This is a genomic window from Streptomyces sp. TP-A0356 (assembly GCF_001417775.1).
In the GTDB taxonomy this organism is placed as follows: Bacteria; Actinomycetota; Actinomycetes; order Streptomycetales; family Streptomycetaceae; genus Streptomyces.
Window position 1 is genome coordinate 247,301 of sequence record NZ_BBZJ01000019.1, and the last position, 13,253, is coordinate 260,553.

Annotated in this window: 12 protein-coding genes and 1 pseudogene; 8 read left to right on the forward strand and 5 right to left on the reverse strand. The window is 71.8% G+C overall.

All coding sequences use genetic code 11. The features are described 5' to 3' along the window. Positions 1-6: 6 nt before the first annotated feature. Positions 7-1,368, reverse strand: a complete 1,362-nt coding sequence (locus tag ASC56_RS17985; RefSeq protein ID WP_055492447.1) for an AarF/ABC1/UbiB kinase family protein — start codon at positions 1,366-1,368, stop codon at positions 7-9. Then, positions 1,361-2,585 (reverse strand): annotated as a pseudogene (locus tag ASC56_RS17990) (TOMM precursor leader peptide-binding protein). The gene ASC56_RS17985 and the pseudogene ASC56_RS17990 overlap by 8 nt, the downstream one beginning before the upstream one ends. A gap of 213 nt (positions 2,586-2,798) precedes the next feature. Here ASC56_RS17990 and ASC56_RS17995 point away from each other — a divergent pair. From ASC56_RS17995 to ASC56_RS18010, 4 genes are all read left to right on the forward strand, one after another. Next, complete coding sequence (locus ASC56_RS17995; RefSeq protein ID WP_079102582.1) at positions 2,799-3,395, forward strand: M48 family metallopeptidase; 597 nt, start codon at positions 2,799-2,801, stop codon at positions 3,393-3,395. A 265-nt stretch (positions 3,396-3,660) separates the two neighbouring features. Then, entirely contained in the window at positions 3,661-5,478 is a 1,818-nt protein-coding gene (locus ASC56_RS18000; RefSeq protein WP_055492449.1) for a TerD family protein, read from the forward strand. An 11-nt stretch (positions 5,479-5,489) separates the two neighbouring features. Beyond that, positions 5,490-6,170, forward strand: coding sequence for an AIM24 family protein (locus ASC56_RS18005; protein WP_055492450.1), 681 nt, complete (start codon positions 5,490-5,492; stop codon positions 6,168-6,170). Positions 6,171-6,186: 16 nt separating this feature from the next. Further along, entirely contained in the window at positions 6,187-6,942 is a 756-nt protein-coding gene (locus ASC56_RS18010) for an AIM24 family protein (RefSeq protein WP_055492451.1), read from the forward strand. 45 nt (positions 6,943-6,987) lie between these two features. Here the strand turns inward: ASC56_RS18010 and ASC56_RS18015 are convergent, their stop codons facing one another. Together ASC56_RS18015 and ASC56_RS18020 are read right to left on the reverse strand one after the other, a co-directional pair. Then, positions 6,988-7,503 carry an NUDIX hydrolase gene (locus ASC56_RS18015; RefSeq protein ID WP_055492452.1) on the reverse strand — a complete coding sequence of 172 codons (516 nt, stop codon included), beginning with the start codon at positions 7,501-7,503 and terminating at the stop codon, positions 6,988-6,990. Continuing rightward, positions 7,500-8,951 (reverse strand): zinc-dependent metalloprotease, encoded by a 1,452-nt coding sequence (locus tag ASC56_RS18020; protein ID WP_055492453.1) that lies wholly within the window; start codon positions 8,949-8,951, stop codon positions 7,500-7,502. Before ASC56_RS18020 ends, ASC56_RS18015 begins: the two co-directional genes overlap by 4 nt. A gap of 191 nt (positions 8,952-9,142) precedes the next feature. On the opposite strand from ASC56_RS18020, the gene ASC56_RS18025 reads away from it, so the two are divergent. The 4 genes from ASC56_RS18025 (at position 9,143) to ASC56_RS18035 (ending at position 12,563) form a co-directional block, all read left to right on the forward strand. Next, positions 9,143-10,306, forward strand: coding sequence for an SDR family oxidoreductase (locus ASC56_RS18025; RefSeq protein ID WP_055492454.1), 1,164 nt, complete (start codon positions 9,143-9,145; stop codon positions 10,304-10,306). A gap of 251 nt (positions 10,307-10,557) precedes the next feature. After that, positions 10,558-11,019: a molybdenum cofactor biosynthesis protein MoaE gene (locus ASC56_RS18030; RefSeq protein ID WP_055492455.1), complete on the forward strand. Its 462-nt coding sequence runs from the start codon at positions 10,558-10,560 to the stop codon at positions 11,017-11,019. Positions 11,020-11,205: 186 nt separating this feature from the next. Further along, the gene (locus ASC56_RS41205) at positions 11,206-11,370 is read left to right on the forward strand and encodes a hypothetical protein (RefSeq protein ID WP_199836019.1); all 165 of its coding nucleotides are present in this window, start codon (positions 11,206-11,208) and stop codon (positions 11,368-11,370) included. A gap of 95 nt (positions 11,371-11,465) precedes the next feature. Continuing rightward, the gene (locus ASC56_RS18035) at positions 11,466-12,563 is read left to right on the forward strand and encodes a PDZ domain-containing protein (protein WP_055492456.1); all 1,098 of its coding nucleotides are present in this window, start codon (positions 11,466-11,468) and stop codon (positions 12,561-12,563) included. Between the two features lie 86 nt (positions 12,564-12,649). On the opposite strand, the gene ASC56_RS18040 is transcribed toward ASC56_RS18035, so the two are convergent. Then, entirely contained in the window at positions 12,650-13,192 is a 543-nt protein-coding gene (locus ASC56_RS18040; RefSeq protein WP_055492457.1) for a PPA1309 family protein, read from the reverse strand. Between the last annotated feature and the right edge of the window lie 61 nt (positions 13,193-13,253).

The window sequence follows — 13,253 nt, forward strand, 5'->3', positions numbered from 1 at the left end:
TTCCGCTCACGCCTCCTCTGCCGGTTCCTCCTCCGGCAGGAAGCCGGGCAGCCACTCCTCCAGTTCGTCGCGCAGACGCACCGTCGCGCCCAGCTGGCACAGCACGCCGATCGTGCTCAGCGTCACCCGGTGTATGAGGAGGTACGCCGGGGGCAGATTGAGCTGTCTGCCCAGCTGGTAGGCGGGCGAGCGCGGGTCGGCGATGCGGGCCGCCTGGCTGCGCATCCAGGTGCGGGTGAAGGTGAACTCGTCTGCCTGGGCAGGTTCGATGATCGGGAGGACATAGTCGAGAACCGCGTCGGGGTCGAGTTCGATGGACTCCTTGACGAAGCCCTCCTCGCAGAGCAGTTCGTAGACCGACTGGGCGTCGCCCTCCAGGGTCATGCGCAGGGAGTGGCCGATCGGGGCCGGCAGGCCGCCCGGCAGACGGTCGACCGTGCCGAAGTCCAGGACGCCCAGGCGCCAGCTGTCCCTCCCGAGGCCACCGTCGGAGCCGGGCAGGAGACGGAAGTTGCCCGGGTGCGGATCGGCGTGCAGCAGGCCCGTGCGGACCGGGCCCGAGAAGAGGAACCGGGCCAGCAACTGGCCTGCGCGGTCCCGCTGCTCCTGAGTGCCCCCGGCGATCACCTCCGACAGCGGTATGCCGTCGATCCATTCGGTCACCAGGACCTGCTCGCTCTGGTGCACCACCGCGGGCACCAGGACATCCGGGTCGTCGGCGAACTCCTCCGCATGGGCCCGCTGCGCCTGCGCCTCCAGGCCGTAGTCCAGTTCCTCGGAGACCCGGTCGCGCAGCTCCGAAATCAGCGGCTTGATGTCCATGCCAGGGATCAGGGGGCCCAGCAGCCGGGCGAAACGGCTGAGTTGGTTCAGGTCGGAGAGCAGTGCCTCGCCCGCGCCCGGGTACTGCACCTTGACCGCGACCTCCCGGCCGTCGTGCCACACCCCGCGGTGCACCTGGCCGATCGAGGCCGCCGCCGACGGCTTGTGCTCGAACTCCAGGAACAGCTCGTGCCAGTCATCGCCGAGGCGCTCCTCCAGGACCGCGTGCACCGTGCGCGTGGGCATCGGTGGGGCGGCCTCCTGAAGCTTCGTCAGCGCGGCGCGGTAGGGCCCGGCGACCTCCTCGGGCAGGGCCGACTCGAAGACGGACAGGGCCTGCCCGAACTTCATGGCGCCTCCCTTCAACTCGCCGAGAACACGGAACAGCTGCTCCGCCGTGCGCTGTTGAAGCTCGCGGCCGACGATCTCCGCGGATTCACCGACGATCCGTTTGCCGAGTCCCCACGTCGCCCGTCCGGCGAAGCCGAGCGGGAGCGCGGCGAGCTTGGCGGTACGGGTGACCGCCTTCCGGGGAAGATCAGACATGCGCCCTCCAAGTCCCAGCCGGCCGCGCCGCGTGCGCCTTACGGGACAGGTTTCCCAACGGCCGTTGCTCCGCCATTGTCTCGTGCGGCCCCCCGTCCATTGAGGTGTGTTCCTCCTTACCTTTCTCCGCCGCACCGCACCCGCATGCCGAATGCGCCCACACCGGTCGCGCATGCCAGTGGAGCCGGGGCACGGACACCTCCCAGCGCGCGCCCGCGCTGGAGGGCGTGTCGCCGTCCAAGAAGGCGAGCGCGTGTCCGGCCGCCGCTCCCGCGACGGCGGTCGCCAGAGCGAGGTCGCACGCCTGGACCTGCCGTGGGCGCCCGGAGCGCCACTGGGCGACCAGCCGTGGCCACGTCTCGTCCCGGTCGGCGCGCCCCCGGTCGAGACAGCCCGCGCAGCCGGTGTCGCCCGGCAGGACGAACGGGCCGACGATTCCCGTACCCTCCGCGACCCCCGCGTACAGATGGGGGGGTGCCGGAGGTGATCAGCGGCTCGGCTGCGAACGGGTCGGGCGCGTGGACCTCCAGGCCGTCTCGCGGGGTGAGGATCACCAGGGAGAAGCCGGGGCCCGGGTCCTCATGGGGTGAGCGGCGCGAGGGGCGCCCACGGCGCGGTGGCCGGTCCGGGGCGGCGGCTCGTACCGCCCGCCGGGCAGCCTCCTCCCGGCGCTCGCCGATCGCGTCCGCGGGCAGGCCGCCCGGTGCCACGTCCCACGGCTCGGCACAGCCGGTGTCGCGGACGTCCACCTCGCCGACACCCGCCCCTGCCAGCAGCGAGGCGAGGACGGCCCCCACACGGCCCGCTCCCCGGACCTGAACGCGCAGGGAGCGGCGGGCGGCCAGGCGCCGGGCGGCCTCGCCCGGCGCGCGGGCGACCAGTGAGAGGGACGCCAGGTCGGGACGGAGACGCTCCAGGACGGCCGCTTTCGCGCGGAGCGCGTCGGCCCCGGGGCCCCCGCCCGTCGCGTCGTCGAGCAGTCCCGCGCCGGACAGGCTGTCCACCACAGCGTCGGCATGGCCGTCGGGCAGTCCCATGCGGCGGGCCTCCTCGCGCAGCAGCGGCAGCCCGCGGGTGCCGTCGAGCAGGCCGAGGAAGCTGCCCGTCGCGGTGTCCACCGGCCCGAGCACCATCGCGTGCGCGGGTGCCATACCGAACTGCACGGTGTTCAGATCGCGCCAGCCGCGCCGCAGCGCGGGCTTCACCATCGGATGCATGACCGGCCCCCGAAGTCCCTGGTTCGTCACTGTTCGTCGGCGATGTCCTGGTCCGCCGACGCATGTCAGCATGCCCGGACCGGCCCGGGTCGTGCCGAAAGTTGTCCACAGGCAGGCATGTTCGTCATACAAATCAAGCGCACGGAGTGTGGATCGGCACGGAACCGTCCCGGAGGCGGGACTTCGCCCGTGTGCAGCGGGTAACGTCGGGGCGTGCCCGCCGACCCACTGCACCGCGCCGGAGAGCCACAGCGCAGCACGACGAGCCAGCCGCCGAGCGGCTCGGGGACGAGCGCGATCGAGGTTCGCAGGAGCGCGCGACGCCGCAGAACGGTCTCCGCGTACCGCGAGGGCGATCGCACCGTCGTGCTCATCCCCGCTCGGATGTCCGAGGCGGAGGAGCAGCGCTGGGTGACCGTCATGCTCGACAAGCTGGCCGCCCAGGAGAGCAAGCGGCTCATCGGTGACGCCGAGCTGGCCGAGCGTGCCGAGCGGCTGTCGCTGCAGTACTTCGACGGGCGGGCCCGGCCCACCTCGGTCCGCTGGGTCACCAACCAGAACACGCGCTGGGGCTCGTGCACCCCGTCCGAGGGCAGCATCCGTCTGTCGCACCGGTTGCAGGGCATGCCCGAGTACGTCGTCGACTACGTACTCCTGCACGAGCTCGCGCATCTGCTCGTACCGGGACACGGGCCGCGCTTCTGGCGGCTGCTGGAGGCGTATCCGCGCACCGAGCGCGCCCGTGGCTACCTCGAAGGGGTGGTCGCGGCCGACCGGCTGCCGTACCGGCACGCGCCCGACGCGGACTAGTGTTTAAAGATCGCCCGTCAGTGATCGATGTCACCAACCTCCGTGGACAGAACACCCGGATGCGACCGCTCCGCATCCGCCCGCCCTGCGCGCCCAGCGGACCGTCGGCTGCGCGCGCCCGGCCGTCGCGCGCGCCCGACAGAGGCCGCGAGTGCCCCCGAAGGACCGGTTGTGTACCGGGTCTGTACCGGCGTCGTCCGATTCGAGAGTTTGCCATTAGCCTGGCGCGACGCACTCACATCGGGATGGGGGACGGTCGTTACGCATGGCCAGGGAATTCCAACGCGGCCACAAGGCCAGGATCAGTGACCTCACCGCGGGCACGGATCTGTACGTAGGCGTGCAGATCTCCGCGCCCGGACTGACCTTCGACATCAGCTGCTTCGGTCTGGACGCAGGCGAACGGCTCTCGGACGACCGGTACTTCGTCTTCTTCAACCAGCCGAAGACGCCGGAGGATGCCGTTCAGCTCCTTGGTCCCCAGGCGGGCGACACAGAGTCCTTCCGGGTCACCCTGGACAGGATCCCCCCGCACATCCAGAAGCTGTCCTTCACGGCGACGATCGACGGCGCCGGGCAGATGTCGCAGATCGCCCCCGGACACCTGCGTATCGTCGCGGGCGGCGAGGAAGTGGCCCGCTACCCGTTCAACGGCTCGGAGTTCACCACCGAACGCGCCGTCATGCTGGGCGACTTCTACCTCAAGGACGTCTGGCGGTTCGCCGCGGTCGGCCAAGGCTTCGACGGCGGGCTGGAGGCGCTGCTGAAGAACTTCGGCGGAGAGGTCCTCGACGAGGAGACGGCCGCCCCGCAGCAGCCGCAGTCCGGTGCCGCGCCGGGGTTCGCGCCGCCCACCCAGGTCTCCGCCCCGCCCGCGTTCGCCGCCCCGGCCGCGCCCGCCCCGGCTCCCGCCGCCGCGCCGCAGCAGCCGCAGCCCGCCCCGCAGGGCTTCGCGCCGCCCCAGGGAGGGCCGCCGCGCGCCCCGGCCCCGGCGCCCTCGGTCCACGCCGCGCCCACGATCGTCGCGCCCCTGCACACGCCGCCCGCCGGAACCGTGCCGCCGCCCGGTCCCGCGCCCTACACCCAGCCGCCCGGGCAACCGGGCCCGCCGCCCGGTCCCGCGCCCTACACCCAGCCGCCCGGGCAACCGGGCCCGCCGCCCGGTCCCGCGCCCTACACCCAGCCGCCCGGGCAACCGGGCCCGCCGCCCGGTCCCGCGCCCTACACCCAGCCGCCCGGGCAACCGGGCCCGCCGCCCGGCTACGGACAGCAGCCGCCCGCCCCGATGCCGCCCGGCCACGGTCAGCAGACCCCGCCCGCGCCCCCTGGCTACGGCGGGCAGCCCTCCTACGGGCAGGTTCCCGGTCAGTACGCCGTCCAGCAGCCCGCCGTGCCCTCGCCGTACGGCGCCCCGGGGGGTGGCGCCGGTGTGGCCGCCGCGCTGCATGCCTTCAAGGAGACCCCCACCGGCCAGCGGTGGACGCAGCAGAACAAGAAGCTCGTCCGGGTCGACCTGGGCATGGGAGGCCTGCCGGTGCTGGCCCGGCAGGGCAGCATGGTGCTGTACCAGGGCAAGGTCGACTTCAGCTACAAGGGCGCCGGCCTCGCCGGGCGGCTCGTGGGCAGCGCGACCGGCCAGGAGATGCAGCTGATGCGCTGCACGGGCCAGGGCCAGGTGTTCCTCGCGGAGAACGCCTCCCATCTGCACCCGGTCGAGCTCCAGGGGGACGCGATCTGTGTCTCCGCCGAGAACGTCCTCGCCTTCGACGAGTCCCTCCAGTACGAGGTCCGGCGCATCGAGGGCCATGGCATTCCCGGGGGCGCGCTGTTCACGATGCAGTTCCAGGGGACCGGCACGATCGTCGTGAAGACGCACGGCGCGCCCGTGGTGCTGCCCGTCACACCGACGACGTTCGCCGACTGCAACGCCGTCGTGGCCTGGTCGGCCGCCGCCCAGGTGATCGTCTCCAGCCAGGTCCGCGTGCGTCGCAACGCCTACCCAGGGGACACCGGGGAGAGCGTGAACCTGCAGTTCCGGGCCGCGCCCGGCAATTTCGTCGTCGTCCAGCCCTACGAGGTCTGAGGGAGCCCGTCATGAACCAGCCGCTCGCGGGCTTCGCTCCCGCACCCGTCAGCGCCCGCATGGAGAACCACGGCAACCACATGCTGAAGGTCGCCATGCAGACCGGGAACGACCTTCTCGCGCGCGTGGGGTCGATGGTCGCCTACGAAGGGTTCATCCAGTACGAGCCCAACCCGCCCGCCGTGCGCCAGATCGCGCGGGACTGGATCACGGGTGAGGGCGCGCCCCTCATGAAGTGCTCCGGCGACGGTCTGCTCTACCTCGCCGACTACGGGGCGAACGTCGTCGTCATCAACCTGGGCGGAGACGCGATCTCCGTCAACGCCACCAATCTGCTCGCCTTCGACGCGCACCTGCAGTGGGGCGTCGAACGCGTCAAGGGCCTCGCCAAGTTCGCCGGTCAGGGCCTGTGGAACACGAAGATCTCCGGTCAGGGCTGGGTCGCCCTCACGTCCCGGGGCACGCCGATCGTCGTCGACTGCGGCGGCGGCGAGGACGAGACGTACGTCGACCCGGACGCCCTCGTCGCCTGGTCCCCGAACCTGAAGGTCAAGGGCAAGCGCAGCTTCAAGGCCCAGTCGCTGATCGGGCGCGGCAGCGGCGAGGCGTACCAGATGGCGTTCTCCGGGCAGGGCATCGTGGTCGTGCAGCCCAGCGAGGACAGCACCGACCGCCTCCGGATCAGGGGCTGAGGGGGAACCGCACATCATGCAGAGCACACTCTTCGGCTACAACGAGCAGCAGACCCAGGAGCGCTACGGCCTGCAGAACCCGCAGATGCTGCGCGTCCTTCTGGAGGGCCACGACGACGTCCTGGCGCGCAAGGGCACCATGGTCGCCTACCAGGGGCTCATCGAGTTCGACGCCGAGTACCAGAGCCACGGCCAGCAGCACGCGCGGGCGTACACCGGCGAGGGACTGGACCTGATGCGCTGTCATGGGCAGGGCACCGTCTACTTGGCCAACCTCGCCCAGCACGTGCACATCATGGACGTCGAACAGGACGGACTGACCGTCGACAGCGGCTACGTCCTGGCGATGGACTCCTCGCTGCACCACGAGGTCATCGCGGTGGACAGCCAGTACGGCATCTCCGGCTCCGGCAAGTACCAGCTCAACATCACCGGACGCGGCAAGGTCGCGCTGATGACGTCCGGCGCGCCCCTGCTGATGCAGGTCACGCCGGACAAGTACGTCAACTGCGACGCCGACGCGCTCGTCGCCTGGTCCACCGGCCTGCGGGTCCAGATGCAGGCGCAGACGCACTCCTCGGGGGTGTGGCGCCGCCGCGGCGGCACCGGTGAGGGCTGGGAGCTCAGCTTCATGGGCAGTGGCTTCGCGCTCGTCCAGCCCAGTGAGCTGCTGCCGCCGCAGAACGCGGTGATCGGCCAGGGACTGCGCGCGCAGTACGGCATGGGTCAGTACGGGGCACGGGGCCAGAACCAGGGCAACGTCTGGAGCTGAACCCGGGTGAGGGGTGACCGCGCCGGCGGTCACCCCCTCACTCCCTCACAGGCCGGCGCGCGTCGCCTTGAGCAGGCGTACGACCGAGTCGTCCGCCACGTCCGCCACCTCGTCGTACGCGAACCAGCGCAGCTCCAGGGACTCGTCGCTGATCGCCTCGACGGCTCCGGCCGGGGCGAGCGCCGCGTACTGGACATCGAGGTGCCAGGCGCACGGCGTGTGATGGCGGTCCAGCCGCACCGGCCCGCCCGGCAGCAGGGTCAGTCCCTCGATCCCCGACTCCTCGGTCGCCTCACGCAGAGCGGCCGCGGCCAGCGACTCGTCGGCCGGCTCGCAGTGGCCGCCCATCTGAAGCCACATCCGAAGCTTCTTGTGGAGGGTCAGCAGCACCCGGCCGCGCTCGGGGTCGATCACCAGGGCGCTCGCCGTGATGTGACCGTCCCCGCATGCCTTCCACATGCCGTCCGGATGCGTCGCCAGGTGATCCAGGTAGACCTGGCGCAGTTCTGCCTGGTCCTCGTACCCCTTGAGGACGAGGACCGCGTCGTCGTCCAGGCTCACTCGGCGTCGTCGCCCTTGCGGCCGCTCCCGGAGTCCCCGCCCTCGGCGTCGTCGTCCTTCCGGAGGTTCGGCTTGCCCTTGGAGCCGCCGCCCGCCGCCTCGCCGAGCATCTTGTCCAGCTCGGAGAAGTCCAGGTGCTCGCGGTGCACGAAGCCGTCCGGGTCGTCCAGGTCGGACGCCGTCGGAAGCATGTCCGGGTGGGCCCACAGGCCGTCGCGGCCGTCCACGCCGCGCGCGTCCGTGAGGGACGCCCACAGGCGCGAGGCATCCCGCAGCCGGCGCGGGCGCAGCTCCAGACCGATCAGCGTGGCGAACGTCTGCTCGGCCGGGCCGCCCGAGGCGCGGCGCCGGCGCAGGGTCTCGCGCAGCGCGTCCGCGGACGACAGGCGCGGCTTCGCGGCCGCGTGCACCACCGCGTCCACCCAGCCCTCGACCAGGGCCAGCGCCGTCTCCAGACGGGCCAGGGCCGCCTTCTGCTCCGGCGTGTCCTCCGGCTGGAACATGCCCTGCTGGAGCGCCTGCTGCAGCTCCTCCGGGTTCTGCGGGTCGAACTGGCCGACCACGTCCTCCAGCTTCGCCGTGTCGACCTTGATGCCGCGCGCGTAGCCCTCGACCGCGCCGAACAGGTGCGAGCGCAGCCACGGCACATGACTGAACAGGCGCTGGTGGGCGGCCTCGCGCAGCGCGAGGTACAGCCGCACCTCCTCCTTGGGCACCCCCAGGTCCTTGCCGAACCCCTCGATGTTCAGCGGCAGCAGCGCGGCCTTCCCGGCCGGGCCGAGCGGCAGGCCGATGTCGGTCGAGCCGACGACCTCGCCCGCGAGCACGCCGACGGCCTGCCCGATCTGCGTACCGAACATGGCGCCGCCCATCGAGCGCATCATCCCGATCAGCGGGCCCGCCATGGCCTGCATCTCCTCCGGCAGGACGTCGCCCATGGCGGCGCCGACGCGTTCGGCGACCGGGTCGACGAGCTCCTTCCACACCGGCAGGGTCGCCTCGACCCACTCCGCGCGGCTCCAGGCCACGGCGGAGCCCGCGCCGGACGGCAAGGACGTCACGTCGTCGAGCCACAGGTCGGCCAGGCGGACGGCCTCCTGCACCGCGGAGCGCTCGCCGGGGCCCACACTCGCGTCCTTCGTGCCGTCCGAGGTGCCCTGGGAGACCGTCTGGCGGGCGATCTGCTTGGCCATGTCCCAGTTCACGGGGCCGCCCTCGTACGAGAGCATCTGGCCCAGCTGCTGGAAGGCGGCGCCCAGGTCGGTGGGGTTCAGGGATCCGAACATCGCGGCGAGCGGGTTGTCGGCGCCGCCGGCTCCGGGCAACCCGAAACCGAACGGGTTGGCCGGTCCCTGGCCACCACCGCTCTGCTGGTCCTTCTTCTTGCCCTCGTCGCCGTTCTCCGGCTCCTCCGGCGGAAGGCCGAATCCGAATGGGGTGTCACTCACGGGATTCCTCGGCTGGTAAGGCCACCGGTTCTTTCCGGCGGCTGGCTGCCCGACAACACCACCCAGCGTAGACACCCGGACCCGATCGGGCCTGGGTGCTTCGCCGACACCGGGCCTGCGGCAGGATGGATGCCACCTGGTACGCACGCGTGCTTCGCGTTCGTACTGAAGACAACCGCTGGAGACGCCCGGTGAGTTCCCCAGATCCGCAGGTTCGCGGAGCGCGAAACCCTTCAACCCGCACGTCACCCGACCACAGCCCCGGGGCGGCGGCGCCGCGCGCCGGTGAGTCCTCCGCCGTCCGCGGGCCCGTCGTCGCGGTCACCGGTGCCGCGTCCGGCGTCGGCGCGCTGCTCACCGAGCGGCTCGCCGCGTCGGAGGAGATCAAGCAGGTCGTGGCCATCGACGAGCGGCGCGGGGAGTGCGCGGCTGCGCAGTGGCACATCCTGGACGTGCGGGATCCGGCGATCGCGGACAAGCTGCGGGGCGCGGACGTGGTGGTGCACCTGGCCCTGGACCTCGACCTGGAGACCGATGCGGCGGCGCGTACGGCGTACAACGTCCGGGGTACGCAGACCGTGCTGACCGCCGCCGCGGCGGCCGGGGTGCACCGGGTGGTGCTGTGCACGTCCTCGATGGTGTACGGGGCGCTGCCCGACAACGAGCTGCCGCTCTCCGAGGACGCCGAGCTGCGGGCGACGGCGGAGGCGACCGGGGTCGGGGATCTGCTGGAGATCGAGCGGCTCGCGCGGCGGGCGCCGCGGGCGCATCCGGGGCTCAATGTCACCGTCGTACGGCCCGCGGTACTCGTCGGGGGCACCGACACGGCGCTGACCAGGTACTTCGAGTCTCCACGACTGCTGGTGGCGGCGGGGTCGCGGCCGGCCTGGCAGTTCTGCCATGTCGAGGATCTGTGCAGCGCCCTGGAGTACGCCGTTCTGGAGAAGGTGGACGGGGAACTGGCCGTCGGGTGCGACGGGTGGCTGGAGCAGGAGGAGGTCGAGGAGCTCAGCGGGATCCGGCGCATGGAGCTGCCCTCCGCGGTCGCTCTGGGCGCGGCGGCCCGGCTGCACCGGATCGGCCTCACGCCCTCGCCCGCCGGGGACCTCGCGTACACGATGTACCCCTGGGTGGTCAGCGGGAGCCGGCTGCACGACGCCGGGTGGCGGCCGGGGTGGACCAACGAGGAGGTTCTCGCGGAGCTGCTGGAGGAGGTCGCCGGGCGGCACACCGTGGTGGGGCGGCGGCTCGGGCGCAAGGACGCGACGGCGGCGGGGGCTGCCGGTGCGACGGTGGCTCTGCTGGGCGCGGCGGCGGTGGTACGGCGGGCGCGGAAGGCTCGGCGGCGGATCTGAGGGGTGCGCGCGTGGGGGTGCGTCGGGTTCCCGCCCGGCGGCTGCGCCGCGGGTTCCCGCCGACGGCTGCGCCCCCGGGTCCCTGTGTCGGCCATGTGTCGGCCCGAAGGGCCTCGTCCCGGAGCGCTCGGCGGACGTCGTCGCGGTCCCTCCGGTCGCGGCCCCTCTGTAGGACGCTCCAAAGCTGGTCGCGCGCGTGCCGGGCGAATCGTCTATTCCTCGTTGTCCGCGGTGTACGGCACGATAAGGGCATGGCATCCAACAGCGACCACCCCGGTGAGCGGGGCGCGGACGATCCCATCAGGCTGCTCGCGATCCGTGACACCCCGCTCTCCGTCGACGAGGTCTTGCGGGCCGTGGGCGACGACGCGGCCGGAGGGACCGCGCTGTTCGTCGGGAGCGTGCGGAATCACGACGGCGGGGCCGACGTGGACGCTCTGGGGTACTCCTGCCATCCCAGTGCCGAGGCGGAGATGCGGCGGATCGCAGAGAAGGTCGTGGCGGAGTACCCCGTGCGGGCGCTGGCGGCCGTGCACCGGGTGGGGGATCTGCGCGTCGGCGACCTCGCGGTCGTGGTGGCGGTGGCGTGTCCCCACCGGGGCGAGGCCTTCGACGCCTGCCGCAAGCTGATCGACGACCTCAAGCACGAAGTCCCCATCTGGAAGCACCAGAGGTTCTCCGACGGGACGGAGGAGTGGGTCGGCGCCTGCTGACGGGTGCCGACGACTGCCCGCTCCGCGGGCGCCCGCCGACCCGGGCGGGGTGTGTCCCCCAGGGTTCACCGAGCTCTCACCGGGTCTCCGGTTGCGTAACCGCACCCCTGGCGTGAGCGTTGACATGGCGGATGACTAATCTGCTGATCAGTCAGTTGCGGTCGCTCATGGGGTTGGGAGGTCGGCATGGCGGCGCTCGCCTGGTTGCTGATTCCGCTTTTGGCTGCGATCGGTGCGGGGCTGTGGGGCGGTTGGGCCAGTCGCAACCGCGAGACCGCGGGCGACGGTTCCGAGCTCGCGGGGTACGCGCGCTTCCGCGAGGCCATGGAGAAGTCCCACACGGGCGGCTGAGGCCCACGGCTGAGGCCCCCCGGAACCCGGGGCCGTCCGCTCCGTACGGACGGCCCCGCCGGTGCGCTGACAGGACTGTCCCGTACTGTCGTTCCATGCCACGCCGCACCGCGACGATGCTCGCCTCCACCCTGATGCTGATCGCGCTCCTGTGCGCGGGAGTGTTCATCGACGTGCCGTACTCGGAGATGTCCCCGGGCCCGACCGTGAACACCCTCGACGAGCACGACGGCGAGCCGGTGCTGCAGATCTCCGGGCGCAAGACGTATCCGACGACCGGCCACCTGAACATGACCACGGTCCGGGTCACCAGTGCCGACTACCGGATGAACCTGGTCGAGGCCATCTATGGGTGGCTTGCACATGACAGCAAGGTCGTCCCGCACGACACGCTCTACCCGGGCGGCAAGACCGAGCAGCAGTCCACCCAGGAGAACGCCGAGGAGTTCAGCCAGTCCCAGGAGAGCGCCAAGGTCGCCGCCCTGAAGGAGCTGGGCGTCCCCGTGAAGTCCTGGGTGATCGTCGCCACCGTCCTCAAGGGCTCCCCGGCGGAGGGCCGGCTGCACGCAGGTGACGTCGTCAAGGCCGTCGACGGGACGGCCGTGAAGGCGCCCGACGACGTGGCCAAGCTGGTCACCAAGCACAAGCCCGGCGAGAACGTCGTCTTCACGACCGTGCCCGCCAAGGACCAGGCCGCCGCCGTGAAGGCGCACAGGACGGCCACCAAGACCCAGGACGTGACGATCACCACGGCGAAGTCCCACGACAGCGGCCGGCAGCGGGCCATCGTCGGGATCTCCGCCGGGACCGATCACACGTTCCCCTTCACCATCGACATCAAGCTCGCCGATGTCGGGGGACCCAGCGCCGGTCTGATGTTCGCCCTGGGCATCGTCGACAAGCTCACCCCGGACGACCTCACCGGCGGCAAGTTCGTGGCGGGCACGGGCACCATCGACGACAACGGCAACGTCGGCCCGATCGGCGGTATCGAGATGAAGACCGTGGGCGCACGCAGCAAGGGCGCCCAGTACTTCCTGACGCCCAAGGACAACTGCGCGGCCGCCACCAAGGACACCCCCGGCGGCCTCACGCTCGTCAAGGTCAACACCATCCAGGACGCCCTGAACGCCCTGAAGGACATCCGAACCGGCAAGACCGCCGACCTGCCCAGGTGCACCACCAAGGGCTGACGGACAGCGCCTTGGCACGGCTGGGGGGCGCCCGGGAATCCCGGACGCCCCCCCAGCCACGTGGAGCGAGTACTCGGTCCGCGTACTCAGTCCTCGAACGTCGCCGACAGCGCCTGAGCGAGACCCGGCACCAGGTCCGGCCCCGTCAGCACCTCCGTCGGGGAGTCCTTCTCGCGCAGCCGCAGCGCCGATTCGCGCGTGCCGTCCCGCAGGACCGCCACCGTCATCCGGACCTCCTGGCGGTCCGGGTGCTCGGCCACCCACTTCGCCAGCTTCTGCTCGCTCAGCCCCTGCGGGACCTGGGCCTCCGCGGACGGCGGCAGCATCAGCCGCTCCACCGTGAGGGCGCAGCCGGCCACCGCGTCGGGCCAGGCGATGGTGCCGAGGAACTCGTCCAGTGGCCTGTCGGCCGGGATCTCGTCCTGCTCGATCGGAGTGAGACCGGCGTTCCCGGGCTCCTCCTCCAGGCCGAGCTGGGCCGCGAGCGCGGGTTCCTGGGTCCGCAGCTGGGCGGTGTCGACGAGGGCGAAGAGGCGAGCGGGCTGGTCCCAGCCGAGGCCGGAGGCGTACTCGTCGATCTCGAGCACGGCCCGGGTCAGCGGGTTCGCTGCCATGGGAGTGTTGGACATGGTCACAATCCTGCCTTGTTCCCACCCGGATCCGGGAACCGAGTAAAGCGTCAGTAAGTTG

Bases quoted from the DNA above. Each gene is read 5' to 3' on its own strand.
- ASC56_RS17985 (WP_055492447.1), bottom strand. From the start codon at position 1,368: ATGTCTGATCTTCCCCGGAAGGCGGTCACCCGTACCGCCAAGCTCGCC.
- ASC56_RS18000 (WP_055492449.1), top strand. From the start codon at position 3,661: ATGGCCAGGGAATTCCAACGCGGCCACAAGGCCAGGATCAGTGACCTC.
- ASC56_RS18005 (WP_055492450.1), top strand. From the start codon at position 5,490: ATGAACCAGCCGCTCGCGGGCTTCGCTCCCGCACCCGTCAGCGCCCGC.
- ASC56_RS18010 (WP_055492451.1), top strand. From the start codon at position 6,187: ATGCAGAGCACACTCTTCGGCTACAACGAGCAGCAGACCCAGGAGCGC.
- ASC56_RS18030 (WP_055492455.1), top strand. From the start codon at position 10,558: ATGGCATCCAACAGCGACCACCCCGGTGAGCGGGGCGCGGACGATCCC.
- ASC56_RS41205 (WP_199836019.1), top strand. From the start codon at position 11,206: ATGGCGGCGCTCGCCTGGTTGCTGATTCCGCTTTTGGCTGCGATCGGT.
- ASC56_RS18035 (WP_055492456.1), top strand. From the start codon at position 11,466: ATGCCACGCCGCACCGCGACGATGCTCGCCTCCACCCTGATGCTGATC.
- ASC56_RS18040 (WP_055492457.1), bottom strand. From the start codon at position 13,192: ATGTCCAACACTCCCATGGCAGCGAACCCGCTGACCCGGGCCGTGCTC.